Annotated in this window: 19 protein-coding genes; 8 read left to right on the forward strand and 11 right to left on the reverse strand. The window is 34.9% G+C overall.

Annotated elements, in window-relative coordinates:
* Window positions 1–198: 198 nt before the first annotated feature.
* The 9 genes from HMPREF3230_RS00955 to HMPREF3230_RS00995 all read right to left on the reverse strand — a co-directional run bounded on the left by HMPREF3230_RS00955 (window position 199) and on the right by HMPREF3230_RS00995 (window position 8,743).
* A complete protein-coding gene (locus tag HMPREF3230_RS00955) occupies window positions 199–1,794 on the reverse strand; it encodes an esterase/lipase family protein (RefSeq protein WP_419471018.1) in 1,596 nt (531 codons plus the stop codon).
* Window positions 1,791–1,985: a hypothetical protein gene (locus HMPREF3230_RS00960; RefSeq protein WP_075523131.1), complete on the reverse strand. Its 195-nt coding sequence runs from the start codon at window positions 1,983–1,985 to the stop codon at window positions 1,791–1,793. The genes HMPREF3230_RS00955 and HMPREF3230_RS00960 overlap by 4 nt, the downstream gene beginning before the upstream one ends.
* A gap of 83 nt (window positions 1,986–2,068) precedes the next feature.
* Entirely contained in the window at window positions 2,069–2,704 is a 636-nt protein-coding gene (locus HMPREF3230_RS00965) for a DUF6466 family protein (protein ID WP_075523132.1), read from the reverse strand.
* Entirely contained in the window at window positions 2,701–3,993 is a 1,293-nt protein-coding gene (locus HMPREF3230_RS00970; RefSeq protein ID WP_230955890.1) for a vWA domain-containing protein, read from the reverse strand. Before HMPREF3230_RS00970 ends, HMPREF3230_RS00965 begins: the two co-directional genes overlap by 4 nt.
* The gene (locus HMPREF3230_RS00975) at window positions 3,990–5,177 is read right to left on the reverse strand and encodes a VWA domain-containing protein (protein WP_075523133.1); all 1,188 of its coding nucleotides are present in this window, start codon (window positions 5,175–5,177) and stop codon (window positions 3,990–3,992) included. Before HMPREF3230_RS00975 ends, HMPREF3230_RS00970 begins: the two co-directional genes overlap by 4 nt.
* Before the next feature lie 82 nt (window positions 5,178–5,259).
* Complete coding sequence (locus HMPREF3230_RS00980) at window positions 5,260–5,817, reverse strand: hypothetical protein (protein ID WP_075523134.1); 558 nt, start codon at window positions 5,815–5,817, stop codon at window positions 5,260–5,262.
* The gene (locus HMPREF3230_RS00985) at window positions 5,814–6,803 is read right to left on the reverse strand and encodes a DUF58 domain-containing protein (RefSeq protein WP_082266217.1); all 990 of its coding nucleotides are present in this window, start codon (window positions 6,801–6,803) and stop codon (window positions 5,814–5,816) included. The genes HMPREF3230_RS00980 and HMPREF3230_RS00985 overlap by 4 nt, the downstream gene beginning before the upstream one ends.
* On the reverse strand, window positions 6,800–7,900 hold the full coding sequence (locus HMPREF3230_RS00990) for an AAA family ATPase (protein ID WP_075523135.1): 1,101 nt from the start codon (window positions 7,898–7,900) through the stop codon (window positions 6,800–6,802). Before HMPREF3230_RS00990 ends, HMPREF3230_RS00985 begins: the two co-directional genes overlap by 4 nt.
* A 138-nt stretch (window positions 7,901–8,038) precedes the next feature.
* Window positions 8,039–8,743: a uracil-DNA glycosylase gene (locus tag HMPREF3230_RS00995; protein WP_075523136.1), complete on the reverse strand. Its 705-nt coding sequence runs from the start codon at window positions 8,741–8,743 to the stop codon at window positions 8,039–8,041.
* Between the two features lie 133 nt (window positions 8,744–8,876).
* Here HMPREF3230_RS00995 and HMPREF3230_RS01000 point away from each other — a divergent pair, with 133 nt between their 5' ends.
* On the forward strand, window positions 8,877–9,584 hold the full coding sequence (locus HMPREF3230_RS01000) for a LytR C-terminal domain-containing protein (RefSeq protein WP_075523137.1): 708 nt from the start codon (window positions 8,877–8,879) through the stop codon (window positions 9,582–9,584).
* A gap of 322 nt (window positions 9,585–9,906) precedes the next feature.
* Window positions 9,907–11,532, forward strand: a complete 1,626-nt coding sequence (gene groL / locus HMPREF3230_RS01005) for a chaperonin GroEL (protein ID WP_075523138.1) — start codon at window positions 9,907–9,909, stop codon at window positions 11,530–11,532.
* Between the two features lie 324 nt (window positions 11,533–11,856).
* Here the strand turns inward: groL and HMPREF3230_RS01010 are convergent, their stop codons facing one another.
* The gene (locus HMPREF3230_RS01010; protein WP_075523139.1) at window positions 11,857–12,147 is read right to left on the reverse strand and encodes a WXG100 family type VII secretion target; all 291 of its coding nucleotides are present in this window, start codon (window positions 12,145–12,147) and stop codon (window positions 11,857–11,859) included.
* A 198-nt stretch (window positions 12,148–12,345) separates the two neighbouring features.
* Here HMPREF3230_RS01010 and HMPREF3230_RS01015 point away from each other — a divergent pair, with 198 nt between their 5' ends.
* The 6 genes from HMPREF3230_RS01015 (at window position 12,346) to HMPREF3230_RS01040 (ending at window position 20,577) form a co-directional block, all read left to right on the forward strand.
* The gene (locus tag HMPREF3230_RS01015) at window positions 12,346–13,062 is read left to right on the forward strand and encodes a TPM domain-containing protein (RefSeq protein WP_075523140.1); all 717 of its coding nucleotides are present in this window, start codon (window positions 12,346–12,348) and stop codon (window positions 13,060–13,062) included.
* Between the two features lie 169 nt (window positions 13,063–13,231).
* Window positions 13,232–13,969, forward strand: a complete 738-nt coding sequence (locus tag HMPREF3230_RS01020; RefSeq protein WP_075523141.1) for a response regulator transcription factor — start codon at window positions 13,232–13,234, stop codon at window positions 13,967–13,969.
* A 135-nt stretch (window positions 13,970–14,104) separates the two neighbouring features.
* A complete protein-coding gene (locus HMPREF3230_RS01025) occupies window positions 14,105–16,129 on the forward strand; it encodes a sensor histidine kinase (protein ID WP_082266218.1) in 2,025 nt (674 codons plus the stop codon).
* A gap of 124 nt (window positions 16,130–16,253) precedes the next feature.
* Complete coding sequence (locus HMPREF3230_RS01030; RefSeq protein ID WP_075523142.1) at window positions 16,254–16,643, forward strand: cold-shock protein; 390 nt, start codon at window positions 16,254–16,256, stop codon at window positions 16,641–16,643.
* A gap of 3 nt (window positions 16,644–16,646) precedes the next feature.
* Entirely contained in the window at window positions 16,647–17,771 is a 1,125-nt protein-coding gene (locus tag HMPREF3230_RS01035) for a DUF3027 domain-containing protein (protein WP_075523143.1), read from the forward strand.
* Between the two features lie 130 nt (window positions 17,772–17,901).
* On the forward strand, window positions 17,902–20,577 hold the full coding sequence (locus tag HMPREF3230_RS01040) for an ATP-dependent Clp protease ATP-binding subunit (RefSeq protein WP_075523144.1): 2,676 nt from the start codon (window positions 17,902–17,904) through the stop codon (window positions 20,575–20,577).
* A gap of 286 nt (window positions 20,578–20,863) precedes the next feature.
* On the opposite strand, the gene HMPREF3230_RS01045 is transcribed toward HMPREF3230_RS01040, so the two are convergent.
* Window positions 20,864–21,151: a hypothetical protein gene (locus tag HMPREF3230_RS01045; protein ID WP_075523145.1), complete on the reverse strand. Its 288-nt coding sequence runs from the start codon at window positions 21,149–21,151 to the stop codon at window positions 20,864–20,866.
* Window positions 21,152–21,546 lie beyond the last annotated feature (395 nt).

A 21,546-nucleotide genomic window follows, 5' to 3' on the forward strand; every position in this document is an offset into this window, starting at 1 on the left:
CTTTAAGCTCCTTCGATGAGTGAGCTGGCACAGAAGGGAAGTCCAGTGGACTTACCTGCCAGCGAAGTGTTGAGCTGTTACTGCGTGCGCGATAAAAATTGCACTAAAGATCTCATTCAGGGCGAAAAATCTTAAATCTCTGCCTAACTAATAGCAAAGCATACGTTGTAAATTAACCTATGCGTTAATGACAGATGATTATTTGTTCATAACGCCTTGCCATAGTGTTGTACTTTCTAATTTTCCATCAACAATATTCTTGAAATGATTCTCTTGATTTAGAATTGCGCTAGATCCTAGTGTTGAAGCATCTTCATATGCAGCTTGGTGATAATGTAAATCATGTGTTAAAGTTCCTTTTTCGTCAATTCCTTTAACTGTTACACCTGAAATATCATACTTTTCATTATTTTCATTATTTTCCTTAGATTTTTTAGAATTCTTAATATTTTTTCTATCAAAGTGTGTCGCTTTTGCGCGAATCGTTACCCAATTACTTCTTGAGGGATTTGATTTGCCGTCAAGATTTGCTACAAGTTCATCTTCCATTTCTATGCTTGTTACCCAAGTTTTTTCTGGAATATTATGATTAGCTATAGGAGATCCTGCTGTTACAACATGTTGAATATTGTATTCTTTAGAGTAATCGCTAGCTATTGCTGCAGCAACAATCCCACCTTGTGAATGACCTATAAGCGCAACAGGATCATTTTTTTGAATTCCAGCTTTCTTCATTGCATTTATTACCATGCGAGCGCTATCTGCTTTTACTCTATCTGACTTATATGCGCTCATAACTTCTGCGTTTTGTTCCCATCCGAAAGGGGAATGAGGCTTACCATCTGTTCCAGGTATTGTAACTAACCACGATTTAGATCCATCTTTCTTTTTGAAACATTGTATAGCTATTGTTGCAGCTTCACTATTAGCAAGTGGAGGATGAACTCCAATATTTCCGCTGCTTAATTCTGTAATATTTGTTAAAGCTTCTTTAATGCTTTGTCCATTTTTTGGCAATATTGTTTTAGATTTATTTGGAATATTTATTTTGCTAACTGTTAATTTATTCCCTTGAGAATAATTGTTTATGCGAGAAGTTATTGAGCTTAATCCAGCAGAAACTTCAGATAAAGAAGATCTTGAAAAATTATTGAAAATAATACTTTTATCTTGTTTGCCATTATTGAATAATAATTTAGCTTTTTTCATAAAATTCAAGCCATGAATTGTGAATCCAGTAATAGGGTTAATAAGAATATTATTTGATATTCCCCTTATAAAACCTTGTTGCAAAGGAGCAGTTGCATTAGACCATTTAGCAAAATTAGTCATACTGTTGTTTTTGTCTGAATTTAACGAAATTCCAGCAGAAACTAGCATTGGTATAGATAGAGAAGGAATTAAAGTAAAGCATAAAGATACTGTATTGTCGAAAAAATTACGTGTTGATAATTCTGCATTAGAATATAAACTATTTGCTCTAGCGATAAGCTCGCTTAAATCTAATAATTTTTCTGAAATAAGTTTACATTCTTGTGAATTGATTCTACATTCTTCATAGCTAAGTGAAGTATTTATAGAATCGCTTATATTGCAAAATGGACCATCGCAGGAATTTTTAGCTAAAGTTATGCTCATAATTCTCATATAAGCTTGAAGCCAATTTTCACTTAAATAATTAAAATCATATGAAAGATTTTTCAATTGATTAGAGCAATATAAGTATTCTTGTTCTTTAGAAGCAGATAATGCTTTTCCACCTATTATTGTTGATTGAACTTTCCAAGGCATCATGCACCTCCATAAGTATATGAAATTGAGCATGCTTTATTTGCTAAATTTTGCAAGTCATTTTTATATAGAGTTGCAGCCTTACCGGTCCAATCGCTTAATTCATACGAGCGAACTAGTGCGAGTAAATCCATTGCACTGTAATACGTATTGCGTTTAAGCCACGCGAATTCATCATAATTATCGTTAAACATATTTGTTATTACACACAAAATATGTTTAAAAGTCACGTATTTTTAATGAATGTGGTTAGAAGTTGATAATGTGTATTCAAAAATTACCAAGGCTTATTGTTCGAATCATTTTGCGTTTTAGAATTATTAACAGTTTTATCACTGTCATATTGATGCTCTGAGTGATTATTGTTATTTAGAAGATTTTCAATTTTTTGCTTTTGATCATTACTAAGTTGAGTATTATTTCCATCAGTATTATTTTCTGAATTAGAATCTTTTTTGTTATTTTCGGTAATATTACTAGAATTATTAGAATTGCTAGATGAATTTTTATTGGAATTGTTTGGTTTGTTCATGGAATTTTCTTTAACAATTAGTTTTTCTAATTTTTTAGTAAAATCGCGAGATAATTTTGCGTTGATTTCAATTTTTTTCTTAATATCAGGTAATAAAAATGCATTATTTGAGTAAGCGTCTTCAAATTGAGAATCTGTTTGTTGTTGTTGAGTATGCAAAATATGTATATCTGCATCACTTTTACTATAAGATTTAGCATTGCTGATTAACTTATCAGTAGCTTCATTATATGAAACTTCAGAATGAATATTTAAAATCGTTAAGTAAAGTAATACCAGAGAAAAAATTGTAAGAAGAATTGCAAATATTTGTGTAAGAATACGGAAAATAGAAGTGTGAATTTTAACTTTCGTTGATTTTTTATTCTCTATTGTTTTCATAACAACTTACCTGACGTTAAAACCCATACTGCTAGTTCATATAACATTACTAAAGATAGCATTAAAGCAAAAGGCCATACTATAGGTTCTGGTCTTAAACGCGCTTTAAATGTTTTATTATCTCTCCATTTTTTAGACATAATATTTTTAGCTTCACTTCCGATGCGATCTTCATATTTTGCATGTATAAAAGATCCGCTTAACTCGTCAGCGATATTTTTCATATTTTTATCGTCTGCCTTTGAAATTCCAGGTTTACCTGTTGAAGGATCAATAACCCAAGAATTTGAATTTTCATTTTTATCTTCATCGTCTTGTGCATTTGAATTGTTATTTGAATTGTTATCTTCATCGTTATTTTCATCGCTATCTAAAGCATTTTTAGATAAAGGTATTTTTCCGCCTTCTTTAGATCCTACTGTAATAACAAATGCATTGTTAATATAAGCTCTTAGAGAAGAAAATGTACGCCGTTTGCGATTAGTTGTTTCTTCTCCATCGCTAATTAAGTACAAAACGTTAATATCTTCAGGATGTGAATCATGTATTGCTTTTGAAACTAGTAAAGTTTGATCAATTGGAGCATCTAGACTTGTTCCTGACGAAATTCCAGTCGGTTCTGTTTGAATAGTATTAGCCCAATTTTCTATTGCATGAGCATCCGGAGTTAAAGGTACATCGAGAGACGTTGAAGTACCAAATCGTATTCCAGTAAAGCTTGCGTTATTATAGGATTTTGTAACATCGTTTATTATTAGTTTTGCAGCGCGAATTCTTTCTATGTTTTTGCTATTTGAATAATTTGCATCTTTTACTTTCATAGATCCTGTTACGTCTAGAACAAATATTACGTTCGTAGCGCTTATAGAACGATGTGTAGTGTTTCGCATAATGCACGGGCATAATATGCATATTGATATTAAGATGCACATTATGAGCCTTCTTATGCTCATTGATATTGTTTCATCTGTTACTTCTTTGCTAATCGATTGATTAGCAGATAAAATGCTATCAATTGATTTTTCATTAGTTTCATTTGTTTGCGCTGTTTGCGTTTTTTGCAACTTATCAGATTTTTTAATTGACTTTTTTTCAGATAATTTTTTTATAAAAAACTTAAACTCTTTAAAAGCAAAAGCTATTATCACTAAAAGCAAAACAGTTGCAAAAATCCATCCAAAAACAGGCTTAAGTATTATTTGACCTTCTGAAAAATTGTTGTATTCATATGATGAAAAAGTTATTTTAGCGAAAATATTATCAAATGCATCAAAGTATATTAGTTTCATCTCTTCATTCTCCAAGCTATTGTAAGCCATGAAATAAAGCATATTATCAATAGCAAAATCCATATGTCTGGATCATCGCTTAAAGCAGATTGCGTATTATTTCTCGTAAGTGTTCCTCGAGATTGCTCAATTTTTCTAACAAGAGTTAATACTGAATCATTATTTCTAGTCAGGAATGTTCCTCCATGATTTTCAATAAGATTTTTCATTTGCAAAGTACTATCGTTATTTTCGTTTTCTTTAGCACCTGAATACAGTCCATCAACACTAATATGAGCTTGTTTAGTTAAATCTAATGCTTGTTTCAAAGTATAAGCAGGTTTTCCAGAAACAACGTTATCGGTTGCTAAAACAATAGAAGCATTCCTGCGTAATCTATTTGCTTTTTGTTTTCCATTATTTGAACTTCCATAAATAAATCCAGGAATCATAGCAGCACAGCTTACTAATCCATCGCCTATTAAAGAAGTAGCTTCTTTGCGATTTTGAGTTCCTTCAAGCCAATCAGATATTTGCTGATATTGTCGCTGTTGCATTTTATCTATGCTACTTTGTGTTTGCACTCCATTAAGAAGTTTAGATGCGTATGAAAGTTGTTTTTTAACAAGAGAATAATCGTCAGTTAAAGGGAACACAGTTCTAGATGTTGAGTTAAAAATACTCAATCCTATTCTTTCGCCTTGGAAATGTTGGACAAAAGTTAAATACGATTGCAATACTTCTTGATCGTATGGTAATGCAGATCCAGAAACATCTAAACACAACACAATATCCCTAGTGCTAGCTTGTTCTTTAGCGTCATAAATTTTTGAAGGTCTTGCAATTAAAAATGTAGCTATAATAAATGAAAAAATTAATAATATTGTAGAAATTCTTTTTAGAATAATCCACTTTCTTAAAGCTCTACTTGTTATAGTTCCTTGCAAATCGTTGTCAAGATTAAAAGTGTATAGAGCGTTGTTATTTCTGATGCTACTGTTGCTTTCACTGTTTTCAAGTTTTTTTAACAAATCATTATCTGCTTTAAGCATCAATGATTCCCAAGATTTTTTGCGATTCTTTTGCAAAACTAAGTTAATAAGTAGAACGCATGAAATAGTTAATATGCATAAGAGCAGACCAAATACTATAACAATTGGCCATTTCAGTTTCCATTGGAATAATATTTCCCAGCTTCCATTCATAAATTTCAGCCCCTTATGATTTAACTTTTGTGTAAGTCTTTTCGCAAATACGCTATTTTAAATTCTTATTTTTTGTTTTTGCTCAAATTTTGCTGTTTCTTCTGCTTTTTCTTTTGCTGTTTCTATCGTTACTAGACCAACTTTCAAGTAGTATAAGAACCCAATGAGCTGCTTGTTCAACGCTTGTTTGTTGAGCTTGATTATTTATATTCCTATCTGCAAATTCGCATGGATAAAGAGCTGTAATAGTTTGACGTAATTTATCTGCACCAATTTTATTATTCCACTTATTACGTAAAGAACTTAATTCTTTTAGAGTAAATGTAGTTATATCTTTACCAGTTAGTAAAGATACGTATTTTCTTGCTATTGATGCGAGTTTTGCGCAAGCTTCGTCATGAGAAATAAGGTTATTGTTATAGTCATCAACAATAGAATCTATACTTTTTCTCCATTGACTTTTATTAGAGTCGACTTTATGAGATGGTGAGGAAGAATCGACTAATTTTGCAATTTTTTTAGTTCTAAAAGATAAATAAAATATGCAAATTGAAAAACAAATTGTAATTGCAATAATACAAATAACGATTGCGTAGAGCATATGATTATCAAGATGTGGCTGAATATTGGATAAATTCATTGCAACACCTTTCTAGACATAGTTTTAAATGCATCACGAAGCATAGATTCGCTTGAATCAGCGTGAATGATGCTAGCGCTCATATTTGTGATTGTTTCATCAAGAAGATTTAGTGTAGAAGAACGTCTTGAATCAATTTCTTTTTTGATCGTGTCTTCCATTAGAAAAGCTGGTATTTGTCGTAAAGTAATACCGTCAAAAATCTGTGATTTCAAAGAAGAGTCGCAAGAATTTATAGTGTTAATAGATACAACGATTAGCTTGTGCTTAAAAATGATTTCTTGCAACTCATCCAATTTAGAAGAAGAAAACATTTCGCTATTTGCAATAAGAACTATAAGATCGTTTTTAGATTGAATATTTCTTATAAAATCCAATATTGAATCAATATTTTTACTGTTACAACGAAACTTTAACAATGATGTATCAATAATTCGTTCGCAATCTGGCATATTTGACACTTCAGGCATTTGTTTTACGCAATCGCCATCAGCCATAACTAATTTTACTGTATCATTACGTTTCATGCTTAATGAAGCGAATAAGCATATTGCATTAGCTGCGACTTCATATGCGTATTCTCCAGATTTACAGGAAGAGTTCATCGAGATACTTGCATCGCAAATAATCCACGTAGAAGATGCAATCAAACGCTCGCGTGCGCAAACCATAGGTTGACCAACTCTAGCGCTTGCAGACCAATTCATCATACGAGCTTCATCGCCAGGCTGCCATTGATGAATATCGACAATATCACCATTTCCATAGCGTGCTCTGGATGAATGCTCGCCTTCTAATAATCCTAATGTTGTGCGAGCAGATGGGAGAGTCATCTTATAATCAAGAATCTCTATTTTTTTGCGAACAAGACGAGATTTCTTAGATAAATAAATACGATTGTTATTTTGTTTTACGCTAATCAAAGGCATAGTATTTCTGATTTTGGGATCGTTATTCGCATTACGATTCACAAATGAATCGATCATGGTACAGGAACCGTTTCAACAATCGCATCAATGATTTGATCGCTCGTAATAGAATTAGCTAAAGCTTCAAAAGTTAGAAGAATGCGATGACGTAAAACTTCATGAGCAAACTTTTTAACATCTTCAGGTATGACGTAATCTCGACCAGAAATAAGAGCGTGAGCTTGAGCAATACGAACCAATGCAATAGACGCACGAGGGCTTGCTCCGATTCTAACTAGTGAAGGAAGTGTTGATAATGGGTTTGATCCAGCTCCTCTAGTAGTTGCAACTAAATCAACAACGTATTGCATTATTGATTTAGAAACATGAATACTCCTTGAAGATGAACGTAAGAATAATACGTCATTTAAGCTTATTTGTTGCTTCTTTAGCGATTCTACATTTATGACATCAGATCCACGATCGCTAAGCATATCTAACATCTTAATTTCTTCATCGAAAGTAGGATAAGTTAAGATTGACTTCATCATAAAGCGATCCATTTGCGCTTCAGGAAGATTAAAAGTTCCTTCTTCTTCAATAGGATTTTGTGTAGCTATGACCATAAACGGATTTGGCAGCGCAATTCGTTCTCCTCCAATTGTTGTTGCGTTTTCTGCCATAGCTTCAAGAAGAGCTGATTGAGTTTTAGCGTTAGAACGATTTATTTCATCTAATAAAACAACATTTGCATGTATAGGACCAATTTGAGTAGTAAAACGTTTAGTTGAAAAGTCAAAAACTTGAGTTCCTACTAAATCAGATGGCATTAAATCTGGAGTGCATTGTACTCTTCGAAAAGTTCCAGACATAGCAGTTGCAAGAGTTTGTGCAGCAGTCGTTTTTGCTAATCCAGGTACAGATTCTATAAGAATATGTCCGCCTGCTATAAGCGTTAAAATCAAAGATTCACGAAGAGAATCTTGTCCAACAAGTGTATTCTTAAAGCGAGAGCGCAAAACATTCACAATTTGCTGTGATCTTCTAAGATCTTCTATAGTAACGCCAGATTTTATTGTGGACTTTACATCTGTATTAGATATTTTTATATCATCGCCATTGTTTACATTTAGTGGCGATACTTTTTTACGTGGTTCTGGTGGGAATAATGCCATAATTTCTATGATAACTTATGACATATATGTGTTCTGTATTTTCTGTATGTTACGCATCTTCTGTATGTTCTGTATTTTATATGTTATTTGTGTAAATTTAAATTTTATCTATTTTTGTCAATATTTTCGTCATTCTTCTTACGTTAAAGACCAATCAATAGGAGTTGCGCCAATAGCCATCAATGCTTCATTAGTTCTTGAAAATGGATGCGATCCGAAAAATCCTCGCGATGCAGAAAGAGGACTTGGATGCGCAGATTCAATCAGAGTTGCATGAGTAAGTAGTGGAGCAAGGCTTTGAGCGTTTCTTCCCCATAATATTGCAACCAAAGGTAAATAATTACCGTTTTCGTCAACTCTATTATTTAGAACTTTAACAGCTTCCTCTGTAATTTCTTCCCATCCTTTTCCTTGATGACTATTAGGTAAACCTGCTTCAACAGTAAGACATCTGTTAAGAAGCATGACGCCTTGTTTAGTCCAAGGAGTCAAATCTCCATTTGTAGGCATTGGAACATGAACATCATTAACTAATTCCTTATAAATATTTATTAAACTTTTAGGTAACGGATGCACATTTTTTTCTGTACTAAAACTCAATCCAACAGGATGACCTGGAGTAGGGTATGGGTCTTGACCTACTATAAGAACTTTTATGCTATTAAGAGGAATAGTAAATGCTCGCAAAATATTATGCGCATCTGGAAGAATATGATGTCCTTGTCTAATTTGCGCTCGCAAAAAATCACCCATAGCGCGAATGCATGGCTCTTTTGATTTCATGCTTAAAGCCCAGTTAGTTTCCATAAGTTCGTCTAAAGGTTTTATTTTTGTAACACTCATACGAACACTCTATGACAAAATTGTCAAAACGCTAAATATTCTACTTAAAATTCTTTATTAAATTTATTTGGGAGCGCCATTATGTAATATAGGTTCATATTGTTGTGAATATATTTCTTGGAGGGATGCCATTATGGCACGAAAAAGCCAGAATTACGCGTCATACACACCAGATGCTTTTGATGAGCCACCAGAAGGTCCTGTAGGAGTACATCGCGGTAATCGCGCTTGGTATGCAGTCTTGTTCCCTTACTTCTTGGTACTTGTTATCGCTGTTGTATTTGGCTTAGGTGTGTGGGCATCTGTTTCAGGAAATCTTTCTCATATGATCTCATCTTTTGATTCAAGTCAAACACATACATCTGCAAGTAAGAATACTACTGATACTTCAAACAAGAGTAATAGTGATTCTGCAAGTAAAGATGATAGTGATGATGATTTTGGCGCAGGTAATTCTTCTACAGATAAAGATTCAAAGGATTCAAAAGATTCTAAAGATAGTAAGTCTTCTTCAGATTCTAAAGACGGTAAGAATGATTCTAACTCGTCAAATGATTCTGCACCTCAAGCATCTGTAAACAAGAATGTAGCTGTAAAAGTTGTTAATGCAACAAAAATAAATGGATATGCAGCATCTAATGCGTCTAAGCTCAAGCAAGCAGGATATGCAAATGTGACTTCATCAAATCCTTCTGGAAGTGTTCCAAGTAACTCTGTTGTTTGGTATAAAAACGATGAAGATAAAGCTAGTGCAGAAGATATTGCAAAGATTTTAGGAATTAGTTCTGTAGAATCAGAGCAAGGTATTAAATCTCCTATAGTTGTTGTTCTTTGCAAATAATTTTAACGTGCGCATTTTTGTGTGCATATTTTTAGAGTAGTTATTTTTAAGTATTGAGCGTCGAATAAAATCGGCGCTCAAATTATTTGTAATGTAAAAAATAATTTTATTACTTTTAAAAATTGCCAAGAAATGTAATTTATTGGAAGAATCGCCTAAATAAGTGTATTTATGAAGAATTTTTTCATAAAAGTTGGCACTCATGCCTCGAGAGTGCTAATCTTCAGATTAGCACTTAAAGGTTGTGAGTGATAACTAACAGCTGACGATTAGATATCCCACGCTATAAGTGAGTATTCAATAGTAAAGATCTGGAGGAATTATGGCAAAGATTATTGCCTACCAAGAAGACGCCCGTCAAGGTATGCTCGCCGGTTTGGATAAGCTTGCAGACACTGTGAAAGTTACACTTGGACCAAAGGGTCGTAATGTTGTTTTAGATAAGACTTACGGCGCTCCAACTATTACAAATGATGGCGTTTCAATCGCTAAAGAAATCGATCTTGAAGATCCTTATGAGCGTATCGGTGCTGAATTAGTAAAAGAAGTAGCAAAGAAGACTGATGATGTCGCAGGCGATGGCACTACTACAGCAACAGTATTGGCTCAATCTTTAGTTCATGAAGGATTGAAGAATGTTGTTGCAGGTAGCAATCCTATTGCTTTGCGCAGAGGTATTGAAAAAGCATCTGAAGCAATTGTTAAAGAATTGTTAGCATCTGCTAAGGATGTTGAAACCAAGGAACAAATTGCTGCAACTGCTACTATTTCTGCAGCAGATCCTGAGGTTGGCGAAAAGATTGCTGAAGCTTTGGATAAAGTTGGACAAGATGGTGTTGTTACTGTTGAGGACAACAATAAGTTTGGTCTTGATTTGGAATTCACTGAGGGCATGCGTTTTGATAAGGGTTATATTTCCCCTTACTTCGTCACTAACGCAGAAGATCAAACTGCTGTTCTTGAAGATCCATACATTTTGCTTACATCTGGTAAAGTTTCAAGCCAGCAAGATATTGTTCATGTTGCGGAACTTGTTATGAAGTCAGGTAAGCCATTGCTCATCATTGCAGAAGATGTTGATGGCGAAGCATTACCAACACTCGTGCTAAACAAGATTCGTGGAACTTTCAATACTGTAGCTGTTAAAGCTCCAGGATTTGGTGATCGCCGTAAAGCTATGTTGCAAGATATGGCTATTTTGACTGGTGCTCAGGTTGTTTCTGATGACCTTGGCTTGAAGCTTGATTCTATTGACGCTTCAGTATTCGGTCATGCAGCTAAAGTGATCGTTTCTAAGGATGAAACCACTATCGTTTCTGGTGCTGGTTCTAAGGAAGATGTTGAAGCTCGCGTAGCTCAGATTCGTGGCGAAATTGAGAATACTGATTCTGATTACGATCGCGAAAAGTTGCAAGAACGTCTTGCTAAGCTTGCTGGCGGCGTTGCTGTTATTAAGGTTGGCGCTGCTACTGAAGTTGAAGCTAAAGAACGCAAGCATCGCATCGAAGATGCAGTTCGTAATGCTAAAGCTGCTATTGAAGAAGGCTTGTTGCCTGGCGGCGGCGTAGCTCTTGTACAAGCTGCTGCAAAGATTGAGAAGACTTCTGAGATTACAAGCCTTAAAGGTGAAGAAGCAACTGGCGCTGCGATTGTGTTCCGTGCTGTTGAAGCTCCAATTAAGCAAATTGCACAAAATAGCGGCGTTTCTGGAGATGTAGTACTTAACAAAGTACGTGAACTTCCAGAAGGTCAAGGTTTCAATGCTGCAACAAATACTTATGAAGATTTGATGGCTGCTGGCGTTACTGATCCAGTTAAAGTAACTCGTTCTGCTCTTCAGAATGCTGCTTCTATTGCTGGCTTGTTCTTAACTACTGAAGCTGTAGTTGCAAATAAGCCAGAAAAGCCAGCTGCTGCACCACAAGCCGGCGCTGACATGGGCTATTAAAAAAAAAATAGAAAGTAGTATTGAAAATAATAGAGTATAACTTATTCTTAAAGTTTTAATCTATTCTATTAAATGACGACACTAGAGTATTTGGTTTTTAATCAAATTATTCTAGTGCCGTCATTTATTCTTATTTAATTCTATAAATGTTATTCAAATTTATTTAGCTTATTTAATTTATTTAGTTTATTTAGTTTATTTAATGCAAAATTTTATATATAGCTATATTTAGCATTTTATTCGTAACAGTTTATTTAATTTTTAACAGGTTATTTAATTTTATGTTTTCACATCTTTTAATATGTTTTTCAATTAAATCTTTTCTTAGTTATGGAATAATGCTGCAGCTTGAGTTTCAGCATCAAGATAAACGTTAGATGCTTGTTGCATTGCAAGTTGAATTGCTTGCAATGATTGTTCCATTTGTTGTTGAGCAGCTCTCCATTGTTGAGCAGTAGAAGCAAATTGAACAGATGCAGGACCAGTCCAAACGCTCTGCAATTGTTGCAAATTAGCGTACATTCCATTCACAGCATCACGAATTGCATTGATTGATGCGCCAACAGCAGACGCAGATTGCGCTAAAGATTCGCAATCAACTTGAAAATGTGCCATTTTACCCCCAATATTATGTATTTTTGTTTTAGTCCGTGTAAATATTCTTATAGACTTTTAATATCTGTACATGGCGTATTCACACGGTATTATGAAATATATGGCATATTTGGAAAAAATCATAATGTTTTTCTCCATTGTGGTCAGAAGTTTTCTAATGAGAAAAATCTATGCGACGTATTTTAGGTGGGTTAAATTATGTGGATGAAAAAGAAGAAAATTTCATGCAATTCGCTTGCTTTTGTAATAATAGCTGTGTTTGCATGTGTTTTTTTAATTTCTTCTTGTAATTTTTCATGTTCTGCACCTAATGCATTTGCACAAGAAGTAACGAAATCTAAACATTCATCAGATAATATTATTGCTACTGATTCAATAACTGATACAGAAAATTTGTTAGGCGATAGTGTAAATCGTGTTTCAGATGCAATTGATCAAACTAAAAAGCAAACAGGCGTTTCTGTTCGATTGCTATATATATCTACATTTGGAAACACTAATGACCCTTCTAAATGGGCAAGCGAATTACTTACAAGCACAAATCCTGCTCCTAATACTTTGCTATTAGCTGTTGCAAGTCAAGATGGAAGATTAGTTGTAGCAGTATCGTCTAACTCAGATGAATGGCTTAAACGCAAATCAACAGTAGACGCAATATCTGATGCTGCGTCAAAAGCTTTAATGGATCCTTCAAATCCTAAATGGTCGGAGTCTGCTTTAGCTATGATGAAGCAAATAAATATGTCTAAGAAAACTTCAACAACAACTTTCACAAGTATTGTTTCAACTATTGTTATGATTGCAATACTTATTGCAATAGCTATTGTTGTTACGCTAATTCTTGTTCATAAAAATAAAGTTATCAAAGAATTGGCATCTGGAAAACGTAAACCTAGAAGAAGACATGCGAAGTAACGAATAATATAAAATTATCGTTTAACTTTAATTTTTATTATATTTTTATTATTTTAATTTAAATAGAAATAGAATTATACGTATTTAAGTTGTGGATAATTGTGTTTTCTATTATGCTTGTCTTTCAGAAATATTCGAGAAACATTTTAAATAAGTAAAGCTTGAAATTATGAGTAAGAATGTAGAAGCATCTATTGTTGTTGTCGATGACGAACCTTCGATTCGTGAACTTCTTGTAGCATCATTGCATTTCTCTGGTTTTGATGTAAGCACAGCTGCATCAGGCTCTGAAGCAGTTAAAGTTATTGAACAAGTTAAACCTGATCTTATTGTTATGGACGTTATGCTACCAGACATCGATGGTTTTACTGTAACACGTAGAATTAGGCAGAATGGAATTACAGTTCCAGTGCTATTCCTTACTGCTAGAGATGATATGCAAGATAAGATTATGGGATTAACAGTTGGCGGTGACGATTATGTTACGAAGCCATTTAGTCTTGAAGAAGTAGTTGCTCGCATTCGCGCTATTTTGCGAAGAACAAATAATCATGAAGAAGATAATAAACATATTTTGCGTGTAGCAGATTTGGAAATAGATGAGGATTCTCATGATGTTTCTAGAGCTGGAACTCCTATTGAATTAAGTCCTACAGAATATAAGCTTTTACACTATCTAATGGAAAATGAAGGACGAGTTCTTTCAAAGAATCAAATTCTTAATCACGTATGGCAATACGATTGGGGCGGTGACGCTGCAATCGTTGAATCATATATTTCATATTTGCGAAAGAAGATTGACGGCATTGAAGCTGAAGACATATCTGGCAATCTCACTAAAGTAGTTCCGCTCATTGAAACAAAGCGCGGTATTGGATATATGATTCGAGAGCCTAAAGCAGCTTAAAACTAAAACAAATCAGCGCAAAAGAATATTATTTAGATTCTCTTTATATAATCTATAATTTCAACTAGTGAATGTTATGCATTGCATTGATTCGATTATGTTGGTTTGCTGTACGAAAAATTGAGGTGTGTATCTATGGAAGTTAAAAATTCAAAGAATCCACATGATTCAAACGAGCCTCCTAATGAGCCTTCTAATGAATCTTCTCATGAGCTTTCATTAGAATCCGCAAATGTAAGTAAATCTTCTAAGAAAACAATAAAATCTGAATCTGCACGCAATAATGAAATCTCAAAACAGATTGTTCGATATTCATCTGCTACAAATAAATCTCAAGATAATAAAAAGTCTGGATTCATCACTCGATTTATACGCAAACATGTAGATTCAATTCCTTTGAGTACTAAGTTAGTAGCATGCACTTTAGTTGTTCTTACTGTAGCTGCTTTTTGTATATCTCTGTCTATTCGTCAGCTTGTAGGAAATTATCTACTAGAAAAAACAGATGCTCAGCTTACTGATCAAGCACAACTTGTTTATGACAATATTGATTTCTTACGTAGTAGAGATGCAAGACAATCAACTGTTGGTCCTAATGATTACTTTCTACAAGTTCGAGATATAAACAATAGGATTCTTGCAACTCCTCTTGTTCCACCATTAAAAGGTAACGTAACTTCAGTCCCTACTCTTCCTGAAGACGGTAGCTTAGGTAATGTTTCGCCGAATAAACCTTTTACTACTCCTGCACAAGTACATGGAAATTTAAGCAACATCGATGACGCAACTGCAAAAATAGCTTCAGCTCCATGGCGCGTGCTTGTTCTTACTTGGGGTCAAAAAAATAGAGATAACTCATCTAGTGTTAATACTCAAGGTTATGTGTATATAGCTCTATCTTTAAGTGATCAATTAGATACGATCAATACTCTTACACAATATTGCCTTATGGTGAGCATTGCTGTTATTTTATTCGGAATATTTATTTCAATACTAATAATTCAATCAACTCTTATACCATTAAAAAGAATTGAAAAAACTGCTTCAAAAATTGCGTCAGGTGATTTAAGTAAACGTGTACAGTCAGCTCCAGAAAATACAGAAATAGGCTCTCTTGCAGCATCACTGAACTCTATGCTTTCTCGTATTGAAAGAAGCTTTAATGAGCAAGAGCTTATGACGGAGAAGATGAAGAGATTTGTTTCAGATGCTAGCCATGAATTACGCACTCCTTTAGCAATTATCCATGGCTATGTAGAGCTTTATGAAATGTGGAGGAAGATTCCAGGTTCTGAAGATAAAGTAGATGATGCTATATCACACATTAAGTCTTCTACTGAGAGGATGACAGAACTTGTAGAAGACTTGCTGTCGTTAGCGCGATTAGACGAGGGAAGAGGTATTGATATATCTCAAAATGTTAATCTTTCTTCTATTGTAAGCGATGCAGCAAATGATTTGCATGCTTTAGATCCTGTTCGAATTGTGCAATTAGGTAATCTAACTCTTCCAGATGATTGGAAAACTAGAGATTCAAATACTGGTCAATGTGAGCATAAGCTTATTTTTAAGCCTGGTAATATGCCAAAAGTCGTACTTTTAGCTGATGGTGCTCGCCTAAGACAAGTTATGACGAATATTGTAGGTAATATTCATCGTTACACTCCTATCGATTCGCCTGTCGAAGTAGGAATAAGCATAATGAAGGCTTCAATTGAACCTGAAAAAGTAGCTAATATGGATTCTGTATCTAAATCTCTAAAGGAATTCTTAGAAGCAATAGAAGTGAGCCAGACAACTGGAAGCGGTATACCTTATGCTGTTATTAGAGTTATAGACCATGGTAAAGGTGTTCCTGAAGAATCATTGCCTCATATTTTTGAGAGATTCTATAGTGCTGATCCTTCTAGAGCAAGAGAAAAAGGTGGAACAGGCTTAGGAATGGCTATAGTGCAATCTGTAGTAAAAGCTCATAATGGATTTATTTGCGCGACTACATCTGCTCCAGGAATTTCGCCTACTGCTAAAAGTGGAGCAGGGGACACGAGTGACACAAATATTGACGATACAATGAATGGCACTGCTAAATTAGATTTATCTGGTGCTCATGGATTAACTCTTACTATTGTGTTACCCATACAAACTTTAGAAGAAAACTAATAAATTTATTATTGTGCGTGCTCATAATTTTATGATGCGCTACAATAGAACAAGTGTGTATAATCTTACAGATATGTACATGAACTTTTTCATTGATTGATTTATTGATTGAGTGAGGTGTGTTATGCCCAATGGGCGTATTCGTTGGTACGATGCAAAAAAGGGCTACGGCTTTATTGCAGATGACGATGGCAAAGATGTTTTCTTGCCTTCTGCAGCTGTGCCAGATGATGTTAAGAATCTACGTAAGGGAACTCGAGTTGAGTTTTCAGTAGTTGAAGGTCGTAAAGGACCTCAAGCAATGGGCTTAACTGTATTAGCATCTGCGCCATCATTAGTAAAAGCAACACGCCCTAAAGCAGAAGATATGGCAGCTATTGTAGAAGATCTTATTAAGCTTCTCGATTCTGCAAGTAATGGCTTACGTAGAAAGCATTACCCTTCAACTGCGGAAAGTAAGAAACTTGCTACATTACTAAGAGCTGTAGCAGACAATTTTGACGTTCAGGATTAGTTTATGTCGGTTGACGTTTTGGATCCTAAAGAGTTGGCTTATAAAGTTGCACTTGAATCTTCAGAGTGTGCAAATGCTGTTGGGAATTTTGTAAGCGCTATAGATTTGGGCGATAATGTTACTGATTTTCGCTTTGAAAGTACTATGCGCGGTTACGAAGGTTGGCAATGGTCTGTTACTTTGTATCACGATGAGGAATTAGATAAATGGACTGTGAATGAGTCAACTCTTATTCCTACAGATGATTCACTTTTGCCGCCTAAATGGATTCCATGGAAAGATAGATTACAGCCATCTGATTTATCTGTTACAGATTCAATTGGAACACCTGAAGATGATTCTCGTCTTGAAAATGGCTTATCAATAGAAGATATTGAATCTAATGATGAGTTTAAAAGAGAATACAATATTGAAAGTAAATCTGAAAATATTGAAAGTAAATCTGAAAATGATTCAGATAATAGCAATATTTCAAGTATTGATAGTGATTGCGAAAACGTAGAGAGTTGTGGAGTCAATCCTGAATTCAATCCTGAAGAGAATCATAGTGGTGAATCTTCTAATGACTCCAATGACTCTAATGACTCTTCTAATGAAAATAGCGGCAGTGAAAATATCGATAATAGTGAAAACTCTAATGCTTGTGAAAAAAGTGTTACTTCATTAGAAGATATAGAAGACGCAATAAAAACTTTCCATCTTTCCAGACGAAAAGTTATGACTCCTGAAGCAATAGCGCAAACAGCTAAACGATGGTATTCAGGTCAGCACGGTCCGAAGTCATTATCTACTAGAATTGCAGACGGTAGCGCATGCTCTACATGTGGATTTATGATTCCTCTTGCAGGAGCATTAGGAAATATGTTTGGTGTTTGTGCAAATGCATGGAGTCCTGACGATGGCAAAGTAGTTGCTCTTAATCACGGGTGTGGCGAACACTCAGATATAGAACCTCCTGAACCGTCTCAGCTTTGGATTCAATCTGATCCTGCTTATGACGACTACCATATTGATGTTATTGAGCAATCTGAACGAGAAGAACGTGCAGACGTAGAGTTAATAGAGGAAGCTATTGAAGATAGTAAGGAAAATAAACGCATAAGACGTAAAACATCATCAAAACATTGATGATACGATGATAATCATTGTTAAAACGTCAATATAAAAAGTCATCTTACTCATGCAAAACTGTAAAATGTTAATAATGAGTCATGGCAAGTCGTTACGATAGAACGAACGATAACAACGAAAGGCAATTATGTTTGAAAGGTTCACTGACCGCGCTAGACGCGTAATTGTGTTAGCGCAAGAAGAAGCTCGCGCACTTCAGCATAATTACATTGGTACTGAACATATTTTACTCGGGCTTATTCGCGAAGGCGAAGGAATCGCAGCTAAAGCTTTAAGTGCTAAAGGCGTAGAGTTAGATAGTACTCGTAAACAGGTTGAAGAAATGATTGGCAAGGGTACAGTATCCCCGAATGGCCATATACCTTTCACTCCTCATGCTAAACAAGTATTAGAATTAAGTTTACGAGAAGCTTTGCAATTAGGTCATAGCTATATTGGCACTGAACATATTTTACTCGGGCTTATTCGCGAAGGCGAAGGAATAGGAACTCAAGTTCTTATTAAGATGGAAGTCGATATCAATGATCTTCGCGGAACATGCATGGACATGATTCGTGGCAATTCTGGCATTCCTTCTGAAAACGATAAAGATTTGGCTAACGCTGGAGGAGTGCAAGATAAAGCAAATCAATCCGGATCCGCATTATTAGATCAATTTGGTAGAAATCTCACAGTTGAAGCTCGCGAATCTAAACTCGATCCTGTTATTGGTCGTTCTAGAGAAATTGAACGTGTTATGGTAGTTCTATCTAGACGAACTAAGAATAATCCAGTTCTTATTGGGGATCCTGGTGTTGGTAAAACAGCAGTTGTAGAAGGTTTAGCGCAAAAAATCGTTGCTGGAGATGTTCCTGAAACTCTAAAAAATAAACAAGTTTATTCACTTGATTTAGGGTCAATGATTGCAGGTTCTAGATACAGAGGCGATTTTGAGGAACGATTGAAAAAAGTTTTGAAAGAAATCAAAACTCGTGGAGATATTGTTCTTTTTATTGATGAAATTCACACTATCGTTGGAGCTGGTTCTGCAGATGGCGCATTAGGCGCATCCGATATGCTAAAGCCTATGCTTGCACGTGGTGAACTTCAAACAATTGGTGCTACTACTACAGATGAATATAGAAAGTACATTGAAAAAGATGCTGCTTTAGAGCGTCGTTTCCAGCCTATTCAGGTTCATGAGCCTACTATTGCTGAAACGATTGAGATTCTTAAAGGTTTGCGTGATCGTTACGAGAATCATCATCATGTGACTATTACTGATAATGCTTTGCAATCTGCAGCAGAAATGTCTGCACGATATATTCAAGATCGTCATCTACCAGATAAAGCTATTGATCTTATCGATGAAGCTGGAGCACGTTTGCGTATTAAGCGTTTAACTGAGCCTCCTGAGTTGAAAGAACTTGATAATAAGATTTCTAAACTTTCTAAAAAGAAAGATGAAGCAATTAAAAATCAAGACTTTGAACATGCTGCTGATTTGCGAGATGAGCAAGAAAAGCTTGAAGAAGATCGAAAGTCTAAAGAAAAAGCTTGGCGTGAAGGTGAATCACGCGTGAATATGGTTGTTGATGAAGATGTTATTGCATCTGTTGTATCTAGTACAACTGGTATTCCTGTTGTTAAGTTGACTCAAGCTGAATCTAAGAAACTGCTTAATATGGAAGATGAACTTCATAAGCGTATTATTGGACAAGACGAAGCGATTTCTGCATTATCACGATCTATTAGACGTGCTCGAGTTGGATTGAAAGATCCTCAACGACCAGCTGGTTCGTTTATTTTTGCAGGTCCTACTGGTGTTGGCAAAACTGAATTGGCTAAAACTTTAGCACAATTCTTGTTTGATGATGAGAATGCTTTAATTCGTGTTGATATGTCTGAATTTGCTGAAAAGTACGCAGCTTCACGTCTTTTCGGTGCTCCTCCAGGATACGTAGGATACGAAGAAGGTGGAGAATTAACTGAAAAAGTTCGTAGGAAGCCGTTCTCAGTAGTACTTTTTGATGAGATTGAAAAAGCTCATCCGGATATTTTCAATACTTTGTTACAAGTATTAGACGATGGTCATTTAACTGATGGACAAGGTCGTAAAGTAGATTTCAAAAATACGATTATTATCCTAACAACAAATCTCGGTACTAGAGATATTGCTAAGGCTGCTACAACTGGCTTTACTTTGGGTAATAACGATGATTCTACATATCAACGTATGAAGCTTCAGGTTAATTCTGAGTTGAAGAAACACTTCCGTCCAGAGTTTCTTAATCGATTGGACGATACTATTGTATTCCGTCAGCTTACAGAATCTGAAGTGCGACAAATTGTTGATTTGGATTTGAATAATCTTAATGATAGATTATTCGATCATCATATGTCGATTGAACTTACTGATAACGCTAAAACTTTGCTTACACAAAAAGGATTTGATCCGCTTTTAGGTGCTCGTCCTTTGCGTAGAGTTATTCAAAGAGAAATTGAAGATTCAATTTCCGAACAGATTCTTCGCGGAAATCTTGTTGATGGCGAGCGCATTATGGTTGATTCTGAAGGTGAAGGATTGCTAGGGGAGTTTACTCTTAAAGGAGTGCCTTTCAGTGACGATGAGTCTAAGCTTGATGATGTGAAGAAGAATTGTGATATTCACTCTAATGATTCTTCGAGTGAGCTTGATGATTCTAGCGAATCTAGTGAATCAAGCGATTCCGATGAGTCTGGCGAGTCTAGTGAGTCTAGTGGAGAAACGCATCCAGAATCTTATAGCAATGAGGATTCTTCTACTGATAAATCAAATAATTAAATAAATTCATTTAATTAAAAATTTAAGATAACTCTTTATTCATCCAATTTCGATGTAAAGAGTTATCTTTTATTTTTTAATTTATATATAGTACGAGTTATTATAAAACTAACGCGAGGGCCTCGCAGCTGCCGTTTACGTCAGATTGTTAGTCGAGGGGTCCCCTCGCACTTTTTGTTTTAAGACTATTTTCTAGTGGAATAACCCGGAATAACCCTATTTTGGTCTATATCACCTATTTTTAATATAAAATTTAAGTGTTACTGTGTTATAGGCTAAAATTTATTTATTCATCTGGGGAATGAACTTTACGCGGGACTCCTAAATCATCTGCTATATCGTCATGTATATCGCCGCACTCATAAGGCTCTAGCAGGTTATAGGCTTCTATTAACAACTCTTTAGGCGCGCTCTTGTGCAGCCATGCGTCTACTAAATAAATATCAATTGCAACTGACGGTTCTCCTGCGTCAATAGCATCATTAGCAAATTCTTTGGAAAATTCACTCATATATGGCTCACCATATGGACGAAGTTTCTCAGCCATTTCATAACAAAGTTTCATTATGTCCATTATTTTTTCTCCTCTCTTCTTAACATTTACGAGTGTTTATTTTCGCGGCTTTCTCTTCTTCTTTTTCGTTTCTATATAATTATATTCACTTTAAAAATCCGAAAACAATGATTTTTATAGTCTTTCTCTTAGAGTGTTTTAACAATTATTAGTGCATAAGTAATCATATGAAGTAGTAAATGATAATCATATTGGAGTAATCACAAGGAGTAGTGAACTGCAATACTTAAACTAGATATGGATATATCAGCAGAAAAATACATATAGCGACACGCCAGAACATGAAATAACTTGCATTTGCAAATATTTCGAGTATAGTAGTTACTCGTGCTTGTGAGCTGAGTTTTCAGTAAAAAGCATCGCGGACATAGCTTAGTTGGTAAAGCGCGACCTTG

The organism is Gardnerella vaginalis (assembly GCF_001563665.1).
GTDB lineage: Bacteria > Actinomycetota > Actinomycetes > Actinomycetales > Bifidobacteriaceae > Bifidobacterium > Bifidobacterium vaginale_A.